This is a genomic window from Mycobacterium sp. E796 (assembly GCF_001672815.1).
Taxonomy (GTDB): Bacteria; Actinomycetota; Actinomycetes; order Mycobacteriales; family Mycobacteriaceae; genus Mycobacterium.
In genome coordinates this window covers 43942-62485 of sequence record NZ_LZKK01000353.1, presented here as the reverse complement: position 1 = coordinate 62485, position 18544 = coordinate 43942, and the positions used below count along the sequence as shown (strand labels likewise).

The window sequence follows — 18544 nt, the reverse complement described above, 5'->3', positions numbered from 1 at the left end:
AACCGCCCCTGGCGCAAGGCCCCGGTGCACCGCGGAAACTCCTGCGCGCGGCCCGCCACCGTGGCGATCGTGTGGGCGTTGGCCGGCGAGCAACCGGTCTTCCAGGCCACCAACGCCGGGATCGACCGCGCCCCGGTATTCCCCCACAATCCGTCGCGATCGATCTCAGCGACGATCTCCACAATGCGCCCATCAATCGCATTGCGTTGCCCACACAACTCCGCCAACTCCTCAAACAACACCTCAAGACGCGTGGGCTCATTCACCACCCACGCGCCAACAGATGCGATCGAAGACATGACCCCATCATCACAGCCAGGTACGACAAGTTTTCGGCTAAGCGGGACAACGAGATTGGCCGCCAGTGCGCGGATCCATCACTGCGGGTGGCTGGCCACGTAGTCCGCCGCCGGGATCGGCGACGACGCGGCGTAGCCGATGGGCAGCAGCACGTCGCCGGCGGTGGTGTTGCAGTAGACGTCCCAGCGGTAGTAGGTGGCAAAGGTGGCGGGATCGGACCCGATGAGGGCCGCGTACTGATCGACCGCTCGCACGTATTCGTTCGCGTGGTTGTACCGGTAGATGGCGTGATCGCGGTCGCCGGCGAAGCCGTTGGCGGCCAGGTAGCGTCCCGCCGCCATGATGCTGTCGTGCGGCGAATTGATGTCACCGCCCTGTCCGTAGTTGGCAAACGTCCCGGGCAAGAACTGCATCGGCCCCTGCGCGCCGGCGGTGCTCACGCCATGGATGCTGCCGAGGCGGGTCTCGACGAGGTTGATGGCGGCCAGGTAGTTCCAGCCGACGCCGGATTCCGACTCCGCCTGGTGGTAGTAGCCCAGCAGCTCTTCGGCCGGGGCCGGCGGCTCGATGCTCCACGCGGGCAGCGTGTCCCGCACGGCCGTCATCGCGGTGAGCTGCCGGCGGGCGTCGACGTTGCGGTCGTAGACATCGAGCAGCGATGCCGGGATCCGCGGTCGTATGGTCGCGTCCCATTCGGGGTGGCGCCCGATGGTGCGATACGCCGCCTGCTCGCGGTGCGCCGCCGCCACCAACCCCGCCTCCCCCGTCGACGCGTCACGGAGCGCGTGCTCATCGGCGACGAGGTCGTCGGCCACTTGCGCGGGGTCCGACGCCAGCTGGGGCTGCGCGCCGGCGGGGATGCTCGGCGCCGCGGGTCGGATCATGGTCGTGGCGGATGCCGTTGGAGCCGGCGCCCCGGCGAGGGCGACCAGGAACGCGCCGAGGACAACCAGCATGCCGCGCGGTTTACCGCTCACAGTGTGCCTCCCGTCCGATCCGACTCGGGGTAGCTCAACGGTAGCGACACGCGAGGCGGCCGCTATGCGCTGTCCCCGATTCGCGAACCGGCGGCCGTCATCGGCTCGAGCGGCGGTTGCCGTCGGGTCGGCAAACTGGCTCCGGCGGCTTCGTCGCGGCCCAGCGCGATGGCGGCCGCCGCCATCGCCACCACCGCGACGGCAAGGACCAGTGCCGCCGATCCCCGCACCGCCAGGTGCTCCCCGAGGACCACCACACCGAGCACGACCGCGACGATCGGTTCGCCGACCAACATGATCGGTACGGACGCCTGCAACGCGCCGGCGTGAAACGCCGCCTGTTGCACCACGGTGAGCGCCGCGGCGAGCCCGACCAGCACATAAAGGGCCGGCACGGTCAGCAGACCCTGCCACCCGGCCACGGAGAAGCGGTGCGTGCAGATCTTGGTCAGGACGGCAATCATGCCCAGCAGGACCGCCACCGGAACCGCCAGCAGCATGGCGCGGGGCCGGCCGGCGGTGCGGCGGGCCGCGGCGACGCACACGATCACCAGCGGCACGGTCATCATCAGGGCGATCGTCCAAGCGGGCACCGGTGCCCGGTTGTGGCCCTCGCGGGGCTGGCCGACGAGCACGAAGACGGCCAGGGCGGCGGTCAACAGCGTCGCCCATCCCCAGTCGGCCCAACTGATGCGCTGGTGGCACAGCCGCGCGCTCATTGGCAGCGCGAACAGCAGCGACGACACCAGCAGCGGCTGGACGAGCAGTAAGGATCCGTGGGCCAGTGCCAGCGCTTGGAAGACGTAGCCGGCGACCGCGGCGAGAGTGCCCGCCCACCACAGCGGTTCGCGGACCAGGGTGGTGGCCATCGTCGCCGACATGGCTTTGTCGTCGGGGACGCCGCGTGCGACGCGTTGCCGAACGACGATGCCGACCGCGGCCCAGAATGCGGCGAGCAACGCCGACACGATCGCAACTGCGTGTTGCGCCACCCACCCCATGGCCGGGTGCATACCCAGCATTCAAGCGGCGCGAACCTCGCCCGGCGAGAGGGCGCGACTCACTGGTAGAAGATCGTCGTCCCGACGCCACCCCGGCTATACGAGATGTACACGGGGTGTTCGAGGAAGGGCAGCGGCCCCGTGTTCGTGACGGTTGGCGGGCGCGGCGGGGGCGTCCGATCAGTTGTATACGGTCGCGCCGCCCGTGGCGTAGTTGATGTAGACGGGGTGGTCCGCGAAAAGTAGGTTCCCGGTGTTCATCAACCCGCTCGAGATTGGAGTCGGGAAGTAGTCCCCGTTGTAGATGTACGAGTAAAGCGGTTGACCGTTGGCGGAGACCACGATGGTGTCTCCAGGGTGCGCGCCAATGCTCGACGGCAGAGTTCCTTCAACGCCACCGGAGTCGACGATCGACGCGACTTGGCCCACATCGACGCCATTTACCTTCACGTCGAGGTTGGTAATCGGCATTTGGGGCAGCGTCGTCAACACAGGGTGGCCACTGATTGTCGGCTGGCCACCGAACTGCAGATAAGGATTGGCGGCGGTCTGGTTGATGAGCAAACCCTGGTTGTAGGGCGCCGGCAGTGCCTGCAGCGGAATGCTGGGACCCGGGCCGCCCGCATTGGGCCCGACTCCCAGAACGCCGGAGGCGCCGTCGGAAGCGAAGAAGGACTGGAACGTCAGGCCGTTGGTCATCGCGGACTGGATGGAGACCGGGAAAGCCATGAACTCGACGTTGACGGGGGTGGACGCGGTCGTCAGCCCGCCGCCAAAATTCACCGGCGCGTTGTAGGTCAGGTAGAGGTAGTCCAGTCCCCCGCTGTAACCCCCAATGCCGCCGCCGATGGGGATGCCCATCTGGAGCACGCCCAATAGGCCGCCGACCCTGGTGAACGGGATGACGAGGCCCTCGGATCCGGTGTCGACCAGCAATGGCACGGCCGATCCGGTGCCGACCGAGGCGTTCACCAGCGGCTCGGTTCCCGCGAAGACCGAAAGTGGGGCGGTGGCCGTGCCGCCGCTTATCGTCGCGCTGGTGCCGAGCGACTGCGGCCCGGTCGGGATCAGCTGACGCCCGAACAAGATGTCGGTGGGGAAATTGATGATGTCGGCGGCGTAGGTTTCGACGCGCCCGACGACGTTACCGAGCGGGTTGCTGGCCGCAGAGGTCAGCGAGCCAAGCGCGGCCGGGACGGCGGCGGCCGGGTTGAGGGGGCCGGCAATCGCGGCGGATGCCTGCGCCGGCAGCGCCTGCACCGCGGACGACCACGACGACAGTTGGGCCGCGGCCGCCGAAACCCCACCGTGGTAGCCGACCATCGCGGACACGTCGGCGGCCCACATCTCCTCGTAGGCGGCTTCCGTGGCGGCGATAGCCGGCGCGTTCTGCCCGAACAGGTTCGAAAACACCAGCTGCACCAGCTGATTCCGGTTCGCGGCAACCACCACCGGGTGCACCGTGGCGGCCAGGGCGGATTCGAACTCGCCGGCGACCACCTGGGCTTGCAGGGCGGCCGTCTGCGCATGCGCCGCCGCCGCACTCAGCGACGCCGAGTACTGCGCCGCGGTCGACAGCATCGCCGCCGAGGCGGGCCCCTGCCAGGCGTCGGCGGCCAAACCGGAGGTGATCGAGGAGAACGACTGCGCCGCGGTCCCGAGTTCGGCGGCAAGCCCGTCCCACGCCGCCGAAGCGGCCAGCATGGGCGCCGGGCCGGCGCCGGAATGGAGCAGCGACGAAATAATCTCTGGCGGTGACGTCAGAAAACTCATCCCCCGGGTGTCCTTCCCTCTGCCCCACGACCACGCATTTTCACCGGGGACGGGCCCTCAGGCCACCAGCCGGTACGCCAGACTCTAGGGAAAAGCGGGCCAAAATTCTCGGTATTTACCAAACGTTTCCGCGCCGACGGCCCTGGGCGCCGACCGCGACTACCGTGGCACCGTGAGCGACCGTCAACAACGCGCGATGTCCTTCGGGTCGATTGCCGAAAACTACGACGGGCTGCGGCCGCAACCCCCGTCGGATGCGGTGAACTGGCTGGTCCCGTCCGGATGCGGGGTGGCCGTCGACGTCGGTGCGGGCACCGGTCTGTTCACCAGGACGTTGCTGGGCAAGGCCGCGCAGGTCGTCGCCGTCGAACCCGACGCGCGCATGCGAAAGGTCCTCACGGCCCGATCCCCCGGCGTGCGCGTCGTCGAGGGCCGCGGTGAGTCGATTCCGCTGCCCGACGCCTCCGCGGACGCGGTGTTCGTCTCGTCGGCGTGGCACTGGATGGACCCCGAGCGCGCCGTGCCCGAGATCGGCCGAGTGCTGCGCGACGGCGGTCGGCTCGGGCTGATCTGGACGAGCCGGGACCGCGAGGTGGGCTGGCTGCGCGACCTCGACCGGCTGCCCGGCGACGAGGCCTCCGACGCCGCGGCGACCGACCGGGCTCGCCGGCGCCTGGACGTCGTCCTCCCGTTGCCGACGACGTTCGGCAACTTCGCGCGCGAGACGTTCCGATTCACGCGAACCATGACGATCGACGACGCCGTCGCGATGCTGGGCACCTACAGCAGGTTCCTCGTCGCATCCCCCGATGACCGCGCACGGCGGCTGACCGAAGCGCGGGCGGCCCTGGCCGCGCGGTTCCCCGGTGCCGACACGGTCGAGATGCCCATGCAGGCGCGCTGTTGGCGGGCCGATCGGCTCGCGCGCGGCGACGGGATTTGAGGCACCGCATGCGCCGCCGTCGTCGCGGGTGTGTCAGCATTTGGAAATGAATTCACCCAGGCTTGCCCGCATCGTTGGAGTGTCGGCCGTGACGGCGTGGGCGGCGCTGAGCGCGCCGATCGCCGTCCCGGTCGCGTCCGCCGATCCCTGCACCGACGTCGCGGTGGTCTTCGCTCGTGGCACCCACCAGGAGCCCGGCCTCGGAAACATGGGGCAGGCATTCGTCGACTCGCTCACTGCACAGCTCGCGGGGCGCTCCGTCAGTTCCTACGCCGTCAATTACCCGGCGAACGACGACTACCACAACAGCGCGTCGGCCGGCTCGAACGACGCCAGCGCGCACATCCAGGACGTCGCCGCCAGCTGCCCCAACACGAAAATGGTGCTCGGCGGGTACTCCCAGGGCTCGACCGTGATCGACCTCGCCAGCCAGACGCTGCCGGGCCCGGTGGCCGACCACGTCGCCGCCGTCGCCCTGTTCGGCGAGCCGTCCAGCGGGTTCTCCAGCATGTTGTGGGGCGGCCAGCCGCTTCCGACGATCAGCCCGGTGCTGGTCGGCCGGACCATCAGCCTGTGCGCGCCCGACGACCCGATCTGCTCCCCGGGCGGCAACATCTTGTCGCACATGTCGTACATCGACTCCGGCATGGTTAACCAGGCCGCGACGTTCGCCGCCAACAAGATCGGTCAGGCGCCCGCCCGGGCACAGAACGGCTAGCAGCCTCCAAGCCATCCGACTGTGAGATCCCTTGTAGCGGTTCGGATCCTGATCGCCGTGGTGCTCGGCGTCGCCGTCGCAGTCGCGGTGGGCAATGCCATCGGCTGGCGATTCGCCCTCGTCGGGTGGGTCGTCACCGCGGGCGTGTATGTGGTGTGGACGTGGCTCCTGCTGGGCGGGATGGACGCCGACCGAACCCGCGAATACGTCACCCGCGAGGACCCCACCCGCTGGATCGCCGACACCGTCGTCTTGTCGGCGAGCCTCGCCAGCCTGGTCGGGGTGGCCTATGTGGTCGCCGCCGGGTCTCGCTCCGGCGCCGCGGCCGTCGTCGCCGCCCTGCTGGGGATCCTGACCGTCTCGGCGTCGTGGTTCGCGGTGCACACGCTGTTCACCGTGCACTATGCGCGGCTCTACTACTCGGACGAACCGGGCGGGATCAACTTCCACGAACCGGAGCCGCCCCGGTTCAGCGACTTCGCGTATCTCGCGTTTACCGTCGGCATGACCTATCAGGTGTCGGACACCGAGATCGGGCTGACGTCCATCCGGGCGACGGTGTTGCGCCAGGCGCTGCTGTCGTATCTGCTTGGCGCCGTTGTCCTTGCGGTCACCATCAATTTGATCGCCGGGCTGGGCTCCAAGCTGTGACACCGGGCTAATCTGGCTGGCATGGCCATCGAGTCCACCATGCTCGCCCTCGGCACCCCCGCGCCGCCGTTCTCGCTGCCCGAGCCGGCCACCGGCGCCACGGTCAGCCTCGACGACCTCGCGGGTCCCGCGTTGGTCGTCACCTTCATCTGCAACCACTGCCCGTACGTCAAGCACGTCGCCGCCGGGCTCGCCGCGCTGGGCCGCGACCTCGCGGACAAGGGCGTCGCGATGGTCGGCATCTCGAGCAACGACGTCGTCACCTACCCGCAGGACGGGCCCGAGCAGATGGTCGCCGAGGCCCGCGCCCACGGCTGGACGTTTCCCTACCTGTACGACGAGAGCCAGGACGTCGCGCGCGCCTTCTCGGCGGCCTGCACGCCCGACACGTTCGTGTTCGACGGCGAGCGCCGCCTCGTCTATCGCGGACAGCTCGACGACTCCCGCCCGGGGAACGACAAGCCCGTGACGGCCGCCGACGTGCGGGCGGCGGTCGACGCGGTGCTCGCCGGGAAGCCGGTCGACGCCGACCAGCGCCCGTCGATCGGGTGCGGCATCAAGTGGCGTTCAGGCTGATTGCCCCGTTTGGGCGCCGCGCGGGCGGGTATCGCAACACCAGCTATGACCGCGCAACCTCCCGATCCCGACCCCGCCCAAACCCCCGACCTCGAGCGGGGTGGGGGCGTCACGCCGGGCGCGACCCCGCCGGCCGCGCCGCAGACCTCTGGTGTGGCCGAGCCTCAACCACCCAATCGCCGGCGATTCACACCCGGCGCAACGCTCACGGTCCTCGCCGTCTGCGTGTTCTCTGTGGCGTTTCTCGCGGTGGCGGTGCTGCTCGTGATGAAAATGGTTGGGGCCGGCTGATTACGGGCCGATGGTGACGGGGTCACCGACCCGAATGATGCCCTGCCGCACCACCTCCAGGTAGGCCCCCGCGCACGGCTGCGGTCCGTGACCGCCCGTGTCCCAACGGTTCTCGTCCGCGGGAATGCGAAGCGCCTGCGGGGCACGCGGCAACGGACCGTGCTCCAGCGTGGGAACCACGCACCGTGAGGTGGCCGTCAGGGCGCGCAGCCGCGCCTCACCGACCACGATTTCCCTTCCTGCCCAACCGTTTTCGGCGTAGGCAGGATGTCCCGGTGGCGTCGTGATCACCAGGTTGGGCCGGTAGCGCAGCGCCTCCACGCCGATGTGCTCGAGGGTGGCCGTGGTGATCGCATGCAGCGGGGCCTCGTCGGTGAACGAGTCGCCCGGCGTCGCCTGCGCGATCTGAAGGATGCGGCCGCCGACTTCGGCGTCCAGCCCCAGCTCGAGCAGCTGCTCGGGATCCGGGCGTTCCAGCGTCGCACCCTGCGGTCGCTGCCTGACCAGTCGCACCGTGCGACCCAGCAGGCGGGAGAGCACGTCGTCGACGTCGGGGTCATCAGAGGTGACGTCGGTCCCGTCGGGCAGCCTGATCCGGACCTGACCGGTGTCGGCGTGGGCGGTGCATTTCAGCAGCCCGCGCCAGAGCCGCGCCTGTTTGGCGCTGGCCACGTGGCCGGTTTCGATGTCGACGAGCGCCAGCCGCCGATCCCCCTCGGCTCCGCCTTCGTCGACGAACAGGGAGTCCACGGTTTCGCCGAGCATCGACTTCACCGGGTAGCGGAGCAAACTCTCCACCCGCATGTGCACTTTTCCCCCGCGAGAGACCCGTCGTTCACCGTCAGGGACGACAGTAGTGCGGTCGCGGGGGCCGGGTGTCGACTAACCCGGGCAGTAGGTCGATTCCGCCGCGCTGACCCAGCCGGTCATGTCCGCGAACGAGAAGCCCTTCGAGCTCATGCTGGAGTGCAAGTCGGAGGCGATCGCGTCGGGCGTCTTGCCGGCCATCCGGTCGGCGCAGACCGCGTGCCCCATTGCGATCATGTCGGAGTCACTTGACGAGGGCCAGCTGAATCCGAGGGTTTTCAGTTTCGCGAGGTATGCGTCGTCCGTCGAGTCGGCCGACGCAATCGCGGTGCTTGCTGTCAGGGCAGCGCCAACCATCACGGGAATTGTCAGTTTGGCCAGCCAGCGAGGTGCAGACATTTCGTGCCCTTCTTTTCTTGTCGGCGTTCAGGTGTCGTCAGTATATGGTCGTGCGCCCCGGCATGAATATTAAAAACTTCGAAACTTGTGGCCAGACGGTCGGCCGACCTGGGTGATCGATGCCTGGCCGAGACGACGATCGAGCCGCGGCCGGTCTTCAGGGCGCCCGAGTAGTTGGCGAGAATGCAACGCCGGCGAATACGCCGCGTAACTGACGGGTGCATAGCTTCAGCGGCCATCAAATGGCAACTGTTGCCCTGATCGATAATTTGCTAGGGAATCTGAGCCAGGAGTTTCTTTTTCTGTTCGGTGAATTCCTCGTCGGTGAGGATTCCCGAATCGCGCAGCGAGGCCAGCTCACGAAGCTCGGCGGCGACGCTCGTGACCGGGCCGCCGGCCGGGGCTTCCGGGGGCGCCTTCTTGTCGGTTGTCGTCGGCGCCCCAATCCGCTCCCGGCGGGCCGGGGCGCCCGCCCCGCCACCCGTGCCGGCCATCGCGCGCCCGGCCATGCCCGCCAGGGCCATCTGGCTGAACAGGCTGCCCATGCTCCCGGCGGAGGCCTCGGCGGCGGCGCCCATGCTGGTCGCCGGCAAGGCGACCGCCAAGGGCCGTATCATCGTCGTCTCGGCGGCCCACGCGGGTGGAACCGACAGGGCCCCAATGGTTTTCGCTTCAGCGAGGCCGGCCGTGGCCGCCGAACCGCCGGCCAGGTTGGTGATCACCGGGAACGGCGTCGGCGGCACCGGTTCCGTGCCGGGCCAGCCCTGTATTCCCGCCCAGCCGCTGACGATGTCGTCGGTGTGGATACCGACGTAGTACCCGGCGACGTCGTAGGGAAGGGCCGTGGTGCCGAGCACCGTGTCGGCGGCGAGGCTCGTAGCGCTCAATTCGGGGTCGATGAAGACCCCGCTCAAATTGGCCAGCACGGCCAGCAGGTCGAGCGGTCCGGCCTGGGCGGGGGTGGCGGCAAGGCTGGTCAGCGCGTTGGGCACCGCCGCGATGGCCTGCACGCTGGACACGGCGCTCTGCGCGTTTCCCGCCGAGGTGCCGGTGGCTTGCGCCACCGCCGCGGCCTGCGCGGCCGGCCCGGCGGAACTGGTGTTTTGCGGCGGCGGCGCGAACGGTGTCAGCGTCGTCGCCAACGCCGACGCGGCGGCATAGCCGTACATGGCGGCGGCGTCCTGGGCCCACATCTCGGCGTACTGCGCCTCGGTGGTCGCGATCGCGGGGGTGTTCTGACCGAAGATATTGGTCGCGACCAGCGTGAGCAGCAGGCTGCGGTTGGCCGCGATCACCGGCGGCGGAATCGTCTCCGCGAATGCCGCCTCGTAGGCGCCGGCGGCGGCCTTGGCCTGGTTGGCGGCCTGCTCGGCCTGCGTGGCGGAGGTTCTCGTCCACGCCAGGTACGGCGCGGCCGCAGCAGCCATCAACCCCGAGGTCGGGCCCAGCCAGGGCCCGGCGGTCAGCGCCGCCACCTCCGATTGATACGAACTCGCCGCCGCGTGCAGGGCGGCGGCCAGCCGGTCCCAGGCCGTCGCGGCGGCCAGCAGCGGCCCCGAGCCGGGGCCGGTGTACATCCTGGCGGAGTTGATCTCGGGCGGTAGTGCCGCAAAGTCCATGTCGTTCCCTCCGATCGAGTCAAACGCCGCCAGGACACGGACGGCTCCCGACTAATTGGGCGGCGCGGCCGGAATCGGACCGGCAAACGATCGCACTTCCCTCAAGTAGTACATGTCCGGCACGTGAACTTGGCTAATACCCCGCCAAACGGCAGTGTTAACGGGTGGTGTAGGACGGCGGCCCCTGTGCGACCGCGAATCGGGTCGTGTAGAAGAGTCTGGTGGACGCGCCGCAGCCCAAACCGTTCGACACGCCGAGGCTGCGCGAAGCGATGGTCAGCCGGATGTACCGCCGATCGATGGCCGAGGGCCAGATTTCGGTGCCCGCCGTTCCCGGCATGATCGACGAGTACGCCCAGTTGTGCGCCAACCTGTGCGCGACGCTGGGTGTGCCGTATACGCCCGAACAAGCTCGTCAGCTCAACAAGGTGCTGGAGACCGAGCTGGCGAAGGCCTTCAGGGCCTCCCAGCGTTCGGAGATCATCATCTCGTTTCAGGTTCCCTTCGGAACGGGTCTGAACTACCGCGTCAACGCCGAATGGCGCACCGTCGAGGCCGACTACGACAACTGGGTTGAGACCCGGCCGGCGCCACTGTTCGGCGCCGAACCCGACGCGCGCGTGCTCGCGCTGGCCTGCGAGGCGGCCGACCCGGCGAGCTGTCGGATACTGGACGTCGGCGCCGGAACCGGGCGCAACGCGGTGGCCCTGGCGCGGCGCGGCCATCCCGTGGACGCCGTGGAGATGGCGCCGAAGTTCGCCGAGCTCATGCGCGCGGACGTGGAACGCGAATCGTTGGGCGTGCGCGTGATGCAGAGCGACGTTTTCACCGCCATGGAGGGCGTCCACGACGAGTACCAGCTGATGGTCCTCTCCGAGGTGGTGCCCGACTTCCGTACGCCGCACGAATTGCGCGGTGTGTTCGAACTCGCCGCCGACGTGTTGGCCCCGGGCGGACGGCTGGTGTTCAACACGTTCCTGCCGCGGCCCGGCTATACCCCCGACAGAGCCGCGATCGAACTCGGGCAGCAGTGCAACACCATGATCTTCACCCGTGACGAAGTGGCTAACGCGGCGGCCGGGCTGCCGTTCGACCTCGTCGCCGACGATTCGGCCTACGACTACGAGAAGGCCCACCTACCGGAGGGCGCCTGGCCCCCGACCGGTTGGTTCGAGAGCTGGGCCAGCGGCCTCGACGTGTTCGATATCCCGCGCGATCAGTCCCCGATCGAGTTGCGCTGGCTCGTCTATCAAAAGTCGGGCTGAATCGTTCGAATATCTTTGAGGGGAGACGGTATTGGGGGTGCGTGATGGGAGATCTGGAATCGAGTAGGCGCTCGTTGCTGATGGCGACGCCATTGCTGCTTGCGGCGGTCGCCGCCGGCGACAAGTCGCGCAGCACGGACCACCCGACGGATATCGATTTGTCGCCGCCGCCCGGCACCGGCCCCGACCCGGCCGAAACTTTCGTCCTGCCGTACGACAAGATCGGTTTCCAGGCGTGGGGCAACCTGCCGCCCCACAGCGGCGAGATGGCGATGCTGTACGGGGATTTCAACCAGCCGGGACCCTACCTGGTCATGATGAGGTGGAACCCGGGTTGGTTCAGCGCGCCCCACACCTATGCGACCGACCGGATCCAGGTCGTCGTGTTCGGCACGTGGTTCGTCAACAGCGGCAATGACTTTCGGCCTCAGGACGCGCTGCCCGTCGGGCCGGGTGGTTACGTCAAGCGGACCGCCCGTACCCCGCATTACGACGGCGTCCCGGCGAATCAGCCCAACCCGGCCGTGATCGCCGTTTTCGGGATGGGCCCGGTCGATATGCAGCTGGTCGACCCTGCGCAGCCGTCCTGGCGTCAGGTCTGACGCCTAGGCGGTGAGGTCGCGGGTGGCCGGCCCCTCCAGCAGGGTGCCGTCCGGGGCGAAGCGCGACCCGTGCAGCGGGCATTCCCACGCCTGGTCGGCGTCGTTCCAGTTGACGATCCCGCCCAGGTGCGGGCACACCGGAGAAACGCGGTGCTCGGTGCCGTCCACGCGGCAGCGGGCCTCCAGGTGCCACGGGGGCCCGCTCACCACGCCGCCCTCGCCGTTGACGGGGCTGCGACGGCCGGTGCGTATCGCCGGGGTGATCCAGCCCTTGGCCAGGTCGAAGCCCACCTCGAGGTTGGCCTGCAGCGCCATCAGCAAGCCCGACAGCTCGTGCGGGCTCCAGCTGGCGAACGCGCCGGCCCAATCCATCCGTCCACCCAGGATGCGGCTAGCCAGCGCCAACGCCGCCGCGGGGCCGTTGGTCATGCCCCACTTGTTGAAACCCGTTGCGACGAAGATGGTTTCGGTGTTCGGCAGGATGGGGCCCACATACGGCAGGTAGTCGATGGGCGTGTAGTCCTGCGCCGACCAGAAATGGGTCTGCACGGACCCCGGGTAGTGTTTGCGCGCCCACGACGAGAGTTCCTGCAACGACTTCGACGGGCTCTTCTTGCGGCCCACTGTGTGGCCGGCCCCGCCGACGATCAGCCGCTCGCCGTCCGCGACGGGCGCGTAGCGGACCGAACGCGTCGGCGAGTCGGTGGAGATCATCATCGGCCGGGTGATGTTGCCGGGAACCTTGAACGCCAGGCAGTAGGACCGGCTTGGCTTGACGCGCGCGAAATAGCCGCCGCGATCCAGGATCGGGATCCCGGTGGCGAGTATCAGCTGCCCGGCCTGCAGCTCGACGTCCTGCCGCGCCGCGTCGTTGACGTGCACCCGCACCCCCTTGCCGCGCCAGGACACCCGTCGCACCCGGGTGTGCTCGACCAGCCGCCCGCCGCGGCCGAGCAACTCGGTCGCAAGCGAGTCGAGGAACGGCATGGGGTCGAACTGGGCCTGGTCGGGCAGCCGCACGCCACCGTGGTACGGAAACGGCACGTCGGCGTCGTCGTCCCACACGGCGCCCAGGCCCACCGCCTGGCAGGCCGCCAGCTCCGCGCGCGCGGACAACACGCCCCGCGCTGACTGGGCGTAGGTATAGGCGTCCTCGCGCTGCACGGCGACGCCGTTCGACTCGCAGTGCTGCAGCACCCACTCCTGGCCCTCGCGATTGCCGTCGACATAGGCGCGGGCCACGTCCAGGCCGTGCCTGGGCAGCACCCTGGACAGCTGGCTGCCCTGCAGCAGACTGATCTTCGCCGTGGTGTTGCCCGTCGCGCAGGAACCGACCGTGCGGGCCTCGACCACCAACACGTCCTTACCCGCGCGGGCCAGCAGGACGGCGGTCATCAGCCCGGTGATCCCGGCACCTACGACGATGACATCGGCGGAGCGTGGGCCGTCCTCAAGCCGGCTTGCGGTCCAGGTCGGTTCGGCGCGGTCGGATAGCCATAAAGAAGTCACGGCTGGGCTGATACCCCCGCAGCGTCGACGGAAACTGCGCGCCGCCCGCGCAACGGCGGTCACGCATTGTTGAGCTGTGCTTTCGCCTCCTTCAGCGATTCGGCGGCCGCGCGGCTGGCGCGCTTGGCCTCGTCGTAGGCGGCCTCGGCCTTGTCGAGTTCGCGCTCGGCCGTGCGCAGGGTCGCGATCGCTTCGTCGCGTCGTTCCCGGGCCGCGTCGCGTTCGGCTTGCCGCTTCGAGACGACGTCCTCGGCGGCGGCTTGGGCTTGCTCGGCGTCGGTGACGTCCGCGGTCAACTTCTCCCGGCGCCGCTCCGCTGCCGTCTGCGATCGCTTCGCCGGCCGGGCCGGCGCCGCGTCACCGAACCCGCCGAAACCCGACCATCGCTCGGGCCTGGCCAGTCGGCCGAGTCGCTCCCTCACCTCGGGGTCGGCGATCGCGGCTTGCAGGGTGGCGGTCACGTCCTCGCGCACCGATGCGGACGGCCGCTTCACGTCGGCCGCTTCGAACGCCGCGCGGGCAAGCCCCTCGATCAGCTTGTGTTGCTCGGCGGACAGCGCCCGGATGCGTTCGCCGTCCATCGCGGCGTGCGCGTCGCGCAGGCGGTCACCGAGGTCGGCGAGGCGCTTCTTGGTGTCCTTCTGCGAGAGCGCGACCCGGTTGACGATCCAGGCCGCGGCCGTGGGTTTGCGGGCCGCGGAGATTCGTTTCGCCGCCGCGGCGTCACCGCGGTCCTTCGCGGCTTTGGCCAGCCTGTTGCGTGCGGCGGTGAAAGCCTCCGGCTCCGTCCGGTACAGACTGTCGAGTTCGTCGTCGGCCATGACCCCATGATCCTCGCGCCCGCGCAGCGCGGCCCGCGCCACGTTTCAGGGCGTACGCCCCGGGCTATTTGATGCACATGACCGCCCCTCGCCCGGCAGTTGGATGGCTGCGCCCGCTGCTCTTCGCGGTGTTGCTCGTGGCCGGGGTGGTGGGCGCGATCCAGCTGGCAACGTCGGTCAGGTGCCCGCACGGCGCGTGCCCCGGCCTGGGCGCGAAAGAGCCTGGCGCGGCTCGGATAACGGTCACGCCCGGACCCAACGCGCACGACGTCGACCCGGTCGCGCCGGTCATGGTGAAGGCCGACGCGGGGACGCTGACGGACGTGCGCATGGTCAATGAGAGCGGCAAACCGATCGAGGGCATCACCACCCCGGACAACACCGCCTGGAAGCCCACCGTGCCGCTGGGATACGGGCGCACCTACACGCTGACCGTCACTGCCCGCGGACCCAACGGAGTTGCGGCGACGCAGGTCTCGTCGTTCTCCACGCTGCGGCCGTCCAACCAGACCAAGGTTTCGTTCACCACCACCTCGGAGGCCGCGGTGCACGACGGCGGCACCTACGGCGTCGGAATGGTGATCGTCGCGCACTTCGACGAGCAGATCACCGACCGGGCCGCCGCCGAGCGACAGCTGAGTGTGACCACCAGCCCGCCGGTGCAGGGCTCATGGTTCTGGGTCGACAGCCAAAACGCCCACTGGCGACCCGAGCATTACTACGCCCCGGGAACGACCGTCACCGCCGAAGCCAAGATCTACGGAATTGCCTTGGGCGACGGGCTGTTCGGGCAAGACGACACGCGGGTGTCGTTCCGGATCGGTGACGCGCATATATCCATCGCCGACGACGCCACCAAACAGGTCAGCGTCTTCGACAACGGCAAGCTGGTGCGAACGATGCCAACCTCGATGGGGATGGGCGGCACCGAGGATGTCGGTGGGCGCACCATCTCGCTCTGGACCCCGCCGGGCATTTACACCGTGATCGACAAGGGCAACCCCGTCGTGATGGACTCCTCGACGTTCGGCCTGCCCAAGAACTCCCGCCTCGGCTACCGCGAGACCATCAATTACGCGACCAAGATCAGCACCGACGGCATCTACCTGCACGAGCTCGACGCCACGGTGTGGGCCCAGGGCCACCGGGACACCTCGCATGGGTGCTTGAACCTCAACGCCGACAACGCGAAGTGGTTCTACGACTTCTCGGTACCCGGGGACGTCGTGGAGGTCCGCAACAGTGGAGGGCCGCCGCTGACGCTGGCCCAGAACGGTGACTGGACGCTGAGCTGGGACCAGTGGCGCAACGGCAGCGCCCTGAAGCCGGCGTCCTAGGGTCTCCTTCCGAGGGTCGCAGAGTCGCGCTCTGGCGCAACGTCATTCGGCCCGGCGCACCGACCGGATGGGCACGGTTCACCGCTTATTCGGCGGCTCGCCCCCGGGAAAGTCTTGACTGATTCCAAATAAGAGTGTGATATGGACCACGTGTCCTCATCGGCGAGTTACGCGGACCGGCTGCGTATGGCCGACCTGCGCGTGACCCGGCCGCGGCTAGCCGTGCTGGAGGCGGTGCACGCCCACCCCCATGCCGACACCGACACGATCTTCAACGCCGTACGCGGGGATCTGCCCGACGTTTCCCGCCAGGCCGTGTACGACGTGCTGAGCGCGCTGACCGCCGCGGGCCTGGTCCGACGGATCCAGCCGCTGGGCCTCGTCGCCCGCTACGAATCCCGCGTCGGCGACAACCACCACCATGTCGTCTGCCGCTCCTGCGGGGTCATCAACGACGTCGACTGCGCGGTCGGCGAGGCGCCGTGCTTGACCCCGTTGGACGACAACAACGTTCTGGATGGCTTCGTCCTCGATGAGGCCGAGGTCATCTACTGGGGCATGTGCCCCGACTGCTCGACGGCAGAGTCCTGATCACTCCCGTGGTCGCAGCCCGATTCACCGAACACCGAAAGGAATGTTGTGTCTGAGAGTGAAAACCCGACGATCCCCGCGCCCCAACCCAAATCGCACGCGCCGCTGACGAATCGGGACTGGTGGCCCGACCAGATCGACGTGTCGACGCTGCACCCGCACAACCCCCAGTCCAACCCGCTCGGCGAGGACTTCGACTACGCGACGGAATTCGCCAAGCTCGACGTCGACGCGCTCAAGGCGGACGTCATCTCGGTGATGACCACCTCGCAGGACTGGTGGCCCGCCGACTACGGTCACTACGGCGGCCTGTTCATCCGGATGAGCTGGCACGCCGCCGGCACGTACCGGATCTTCGACGGCCGCGGCGGCGGCGGCCAGGGCATGCAGCGCTTCGCCCCGCTCAACAGCTGGCCGGACAACGTCAGCCTGGACAAGGCCCGCCGGCTGCTGTGGCCGGTCAAGAAGAAGTACGGCAACAAGATCTCCTGGGCGGACCTGATCATCTTCGCCGGCAACTGCGCCCTGGAGTCGATGGGATTCAAGACCTTCGGCTTCGCCTTCGGCCGCGAAGACGTGTGGGAGCCCGAAGAGATCCTCTGGGGTGAAGAAGACACCTGGCTGGGCACCGACAAGCGCTACTCGGGCGAGCGGAATCTCGCGCAGCCGTACGGCGCGACGACGATGGGCCTGATCTACGTGAATCCCGAAGGCCCTGAAGGCAAGCCGGACCCGATCGCCGCGGCGATCGACATCCGCGAAACCTTCGGCCGGATGGCGATGAACGACGAGGAGACCGCCGCGCTGATCGTCGGCGGGCACAGCTTCGGCAAGACGCACGGCGCCGGCAGCGGCGATCTGGTCGGTCCCGAGCCGGAGGCCGCCCCGATCGAACAGCAGGGGCTGGGCTGGAAGAGCTCGTACGGCACCGGCGTGGGCAAGGACGCCATCACCAGCGGCCTGGAGGTGGTCTGGACGCCCACCCCGACCAAGTGGGACAACACCTTCCTGGAGACGCTCTACGGGTACGAGTGGGAGCTGACCAAGAGCCCCGGCGACGCCTGGCAGTTCGTCGCCAAGGACGGGGCGGGCGCCGGCACCATCCCGGATCCGTTCGGCGGGCCGGGACGTGCCCCGACGATGCTGGTGACCGACATCTCGATGCGGGAGTCCCCGATCTACCGCGACATCACCCGCCGCTGGCTCGACCATCCCGAGGAGCTGGCCGACGCGTTCGCCAAGGCCTGGTACAAGCTGCTGCATCGCGACATGGGTCCGATCAGTCGCTACCTCGGGCCGTGGATCGCCGAGCCGCAGCTGTGGCAGGACCCGGTTCCGGCCGTCGACCACGAGCTGGTCGACGACAGGGACGTCGCGGCGCTCAAGGGCAAGGTGCTCGACTCCGGCCTGTCCGTGCCGCAGCTGGTCAAGACGGCCTGGTCGGCGGCGTCGAGCTACCGCAACACCGACAAGCGGGGCGGCGCCAACGGGGCGCGGCTGCGCTTGGAGCCGCAGCGCAACTGGGAGGTCAACGAGCCCTCCGAGCTGGACAAGGTGCTGCCCGTGCTGGAGAAGATCCAGCAGGACTTCAACGCGTCGGCCTCGGGCGGCAAGAAGATCTCGCTGGCGGACCTGATCGTGCTGGCCGGCTCGGCGGCGGTGGAGAAGGCCGCCAAGGACGCCGGCTACGAGATCACGGTGCACTTCGCGCCCGGGCGCACCGACGCCTCGCAGGAGAGCACCGACGTGGAGTCGTTCGCGGTGCTCGAACCGCGAGCCGACGGGTTCCGCAACTACATCCGCGCCGGCGAGAAGGCGCCGCTGGAGCAGCTGCTGGTGGAGCGGGCCTACCTGCTGGGCGTGACCGGGCCGGAGATGACGGTGCTCGTCGGCGGGCTGCGTGCCCTCGGCGCGAACCACGGCGGCAGCAAGCACGGCGTGTTCACCGACACACCCGGCACGCTGACCAACGACTTCTTCGTCAACCTGCTCGACATGGACAACGCGTGGAAGGCGTCGGAGACGGCGGAGAACGTCTACGAGGTCGTCGACCGCAAGTCGGGACAGAAGAAGTGGACGGCCACGGCCAACGACCTGGTGTTCGGATCGAACTCGGTGCTGCGGGCGCTGTCCGAGGTCTACGCCCAGGACGACAACCAGGGGAAGTTCGTCGAGGACTTCGTCGCGGCATGGGTGAAGGTGATGAACGCCGACCGGTTCGACCTCAAGTAGCAGTCGGATACCAAGCGACGCCCCGCGGGCCACCCGGCTCGCGGGGCGTCGGTTATTTCGGGCGAACCGTGAGGCCAGCCACACTATTACCCACGGGTAACCTACGAAGGCGTAAGTTGCGTACCGTGGCTA

The 18544-nt window shown here is 68.7% G+C and carries 19 protein-coding genes; 10 read left to right on the top strand and 9 right to left on the bottom strand.

The features are described from left to right. The 4 genes from A5706_RS29460 to A5706_RS29445 form a co-directional block, all read right to left on the bottom strand. Nucleotides 1-299 (bottom strand): DUF222 domain-containing protein (locus A5706_RS29460; protein ID WP_156767401.1); only part of this gene is annotated, 299 nt, incomplete at its 3' end. 78 nt (nt 300-377) lie between these two features. Next, entirely contained in the window at nt 378-1256 is an 879-nt protein-coding gene (locus A5706_RS29455; protein WP_068139326.1) for a transglycosylase SLT domain-containing protein, read from the bottom strand. An 83-nt stretch (nt 1257-1339) separates the two neighbouring features. Further along, a complete protein-coding gene (locus A5706_RS29450) occupies nt 1340-2290 on the bottom strand; it encodes a DMT family transporter (protein ID WP_231985460.1) in 951 nt (316 codons plus the stop codon). A 168-nt stretch (nt 2291-2458) separates the two neighbouring features. Continuing rightward, nucleotides 2459-4051 (bottom strand): PecA family PE domain-processing aspartic protease, encoded by a 1593-nt coding sequence (locus A5706_RS29445; protein WP_082964722.1) that lies wholly within the window; start codon nt 4049-4051, stop codon nt 2459-2461. 172 nt (nt 4052-4223) lie between these two features. Between A5706_RS29445 and A5706_RS29440 the strand changes: the two genes are divergently transcribed. The 5 genes from A5706_RS29440 to A5706_RS29420 are packed head-to-tail and all read left to right on the top strand — an operon-like array spanning nt 4224 to nt 7230. Continuing rightward, the gene (locus tag A5706_RS29440; protein WP_068139318.1) at nt 4224-4994 is read left to right on the top strand and encodes a class I SAM-dependent methyltransferase; all 771 of its coding nucleotides are present in this window, start codon (nt 4224-4226) and stop codon (nt 4992-4994) included. A gap of 46 nt (nt 4995-5040) precedes the next feature. Further along, nucleotides 5041-5712: a cutinase family protein gene (locus A5706_RS29435; RefSeq protein ID WP_068139315.1), complete on the top strand. Its 672-nt coding sequence runs from the start codon at nt 5041-5043 to the stop codon at nt 5710-5712. 21 nt (nt 5713-5733) lie between these two features. After that, nucleotides 5734-6363 carry a DUF1345 domain-containing protein gene (locus A5706_RS29430; protein WP_068139311.1) on the top strand — a complete coding sequence of 210 codons (630 nt, stop codon included), beginning with the start codon at nt 5734-5736 and terminating at the stop codon, nt 6361-6363. Nucleotides 6364-6384: 21 nt separating this feature from the next. Continuing rightward, nucleotides 6385-6939 (top strand): thioredoxin family protein, encoded by a 555-nt coding sequence (locus tag A5706_RS29425; RefSeq protein WP_068139308.1) that lies wholly within the window; start codon nt 6385-6387, stop codon nt 6937-6939. Between the two features lie 45 nt (nt 6940-6984). After that, nucleotides 6985-7230, top strand: coding sequence for a DUF6480 family protein (locus A5706_RS29420; RefSeq protein WP_068139305.1), 246 nt, complete (start codon nt 6985-6987; stop codon nt 7228-7230). On the opposite strand, the gene A5706_RS29415 is transcribed toward A5706_RS29420, so the two are convergent. The 3 genes from A5706_RS29415 to A5706_RS29405 all read right to left on the bottom strand — a co-directional run bounded on the left by A5706_RS29415 (nt 7231) and on the right by A5706_RS29405 (nt 10055). Further along, nucleotides 7231-8034 carry an MOSC domain-containing protein gene (locus A5706_RS29415; RefSeq protein WP_068139302.1) on the bottom strand — a complete coding sequence of 268 codons (804 nt, stop codon included), beginning with the start codon at nt 8032-8034 and terminating at the stop codon, nt 7231-7233. A gap of 78 nt (nt 8035-8112) precedes the next feature. Continuing rightward, a complete protein-coding gene (locus A5706_RS29410) occupies nt 8113-8394 on the bottom strand; it encodes a DUF732 domain-containing protein (protein ID WP_231985459.1) in 282 nt (93 codons plus the stop codon). A gap of 314 nt (nt 8395-8708) precedes the next feature. Next, nucleotides 8709-10055 carry a PPE domain-containing protein gene (locus A5706_RS29405; protein WP_068139295.1) on the bottom strand — a complete coding sequence of 449 codons (1347 nt, stop codon included), beginning with the start codon at nt 10053-10055 and terminating at the stop codon, nt 8709-8711. 272 nt (nt 10056-10327) lie between these two features. Between A5706_RS29405 and A5706_RS29400 the strand changes: the two genes are divergently transcribed. Further along, nucleotides 10328-11320, top strand: a complete 993-nt coding sequence (locus A5706_RS29400) for a bifunctional 2-polyprenyl-6-hydroxyphenol methylase/3-demethylubiquinol 3-O-methyltransferase UbiG (protein ID WP_068139357.1) — start codon at nt 10328-10330, stop codon at nt 11318-11320. 80 nt (nt 11321-11400) lie between these two features. After that, nucleotides 11401-11922: a tat pathway signal sequence gene (locus tag A5706_RS29395; RefSeq protein WP_231985458.1), complete on the top strand. Its 522-nt coding sequence runs from the start codon at nt 11401-11403 to the stop codon at nt 11920-11922. A gap of 3 nt (nt 11923-11925) precedes the next feature. Here the strand turns inward: A5706_RS29395 and A5706_RS29390 are convergent, their stop codons facing one another. Both A5706_RS29390 and A5706_RS29385 read right to left on the bottom strand, forming a co-directional pair. After that, on the bottom strand, nt 11926-13431 hold the full coding sequence (locus A5706_RS29390; protein ID WP_068139291.1) for an FAD-dependent oxidoreductase: 1506 nt from the start codon (nt 13429-13431) through the stop codon (nt 11926-11928). 59 nt (nt 13432-13490) lie between these two features. Next, nucleotides 13491-14252, bottom strand: coding sequence for a hypothetical protein (locus tag A5706_RS29385; protein WP_068139349.1), 762 nt, complete (start codon nt 14250-14252; stop codon nt 13491-13493). Nucleotides 14253-14323: 71 nt separating this feature from the next. Between A5706_RS29385 and A5706_RS29380 the strand changes: the two genes are divergently transcribed. From A5706_RS29380 to katG, 3 genes are all read left to right on the top strand, one after another. After that, nucleotides 14324-15589: an Ig-like domain-containing protein gene (locus tag A5706_RS29380; RefSeq protein WP_068139288.1), complete on the top strand. Its 1266-nt coding sequence runs from the start codon at nt 14324-14326 to the stop codon at nt 15587-15589. A 150-nt stretch (nt 15590-15739) separates the two neighbouring features. Beyond that, nucleotides 15740-16180 carry a Fur family transcriptional regulator gene (locus A5706_RS29375; protein ID WP_197518026.1) on the top strand — a complete coding sequence of 147 codons (441 nt, stop codon included), beginning with the start codon at nt 15740-15742 and terminating at the stop codon, nt 16178-16180. A 48-nt stretch (nt 16181-16228) separates the two neighbouring features. Next, nucleotides 16229-18412: a catalase/peroxidase HPI gene (gene katG / locus A5706_RS29370; protein WP_068139282.1), complete on the top strand. Its 2184-nt coding sequence runs from the start codon at nt 16229-16231 to the stop codon at nt 18410-18412. Nucleotides 18413-18544: the final 132 nt, after the last annotated feature.

Bases quoted from the DNA above. Each gene is read 5' to 3' on its own strand.
- A5706_RS29455 (WP_068139326.1), bottom strand. From the start codon at position 1,256: ATGCTGGTTGTCCTCGGCGCGTTCCTGGTCGCCCTCGCCGGGGCGCCG.
- A5706_RS29450 (WP_231985460.1), bottom strand. From the start codon at position 2,290: ATGCACCCGGCCATGGGGTGGGTGGCGCAACACGCAGTTGCGATCGTG.
- A5706_RS29445 (WP_082964722.1), bottom strand. From the start codon at position 4,051: ATGAGTTTTCTGACGTCACCGCCAGAGATTATTTCGTCGCTGCTCCAT.
- A5706_RS29435 (WP_068139315.1), top strand. From the start codon at position 5,041: ATGAATTCACCCAGGCTTGCCCGCATCGTTGGAGTGTCGGCCGTGACG.
- A5706_RS29425 (WP_068139308.1), top strand. From the start codon at position 6,385: ATGGCCATCGAGTCCACCATGCTCGCCCTCGGCACCCCCGCGCCGCCG.
- A5706_RS29420 (WP_068139305.1), top strand. From the start codon at position 6,985: ATGACCGCGCAACCTCCCGATCCCGACCCCGCCCAAACCCCCGACCTC.
- A5706_RS29415 (WP_068139302.1), bottom strand. From the start codon at position 8,034: ATGCGGGTGGAGAGTTTGCTCCGCTACCCGGTGAAGTCGATGCTCGGC.
- A5706_RS29410 (WP_231985459.1), bottom strand. From the start codon at position 8,394: ATGGTTGGCGCTGCCCTGACAGCAAGCACCGCGATTGCGTCGGCCGAC.
- A5706_RS29405 (WP_068139295.1), bottom strand. From the start codon at position 10,055: ATGGACTTTGCGGCACTACCGCCCGAGATCAACTCCGCCAGGATGTAC.
- A5706_RS29400 (WP_068139357.1), top strand. From the start codon at position 10,328: ATGGTCAGCCGGATGTACCGCCGATCGATGGCCGAGGGCCAGATTTCG.
- A5706_RS29395 (WP_231985458.1), top strand. From the start codon at position 11,401: ATGGCGACGCCATTGCTGCTTGCGGCGGTCGCCGCCGGCGACAAGTCG.
- A5706_RS29385 (WP_068139349.1), bottom strand. From the start codon at position 14,252: ATGGCCGACGACGAACTCGACAGTCTGTACCGGACGGAGCCGGAGGCT.
- A5706_RS29380 (WP_068139288.1), top strand. From the start codon at position 14,324: ATGCACATGACCGCCCCTCGCCCGGCAGTTGGATGGCTGCGCCCGCTG.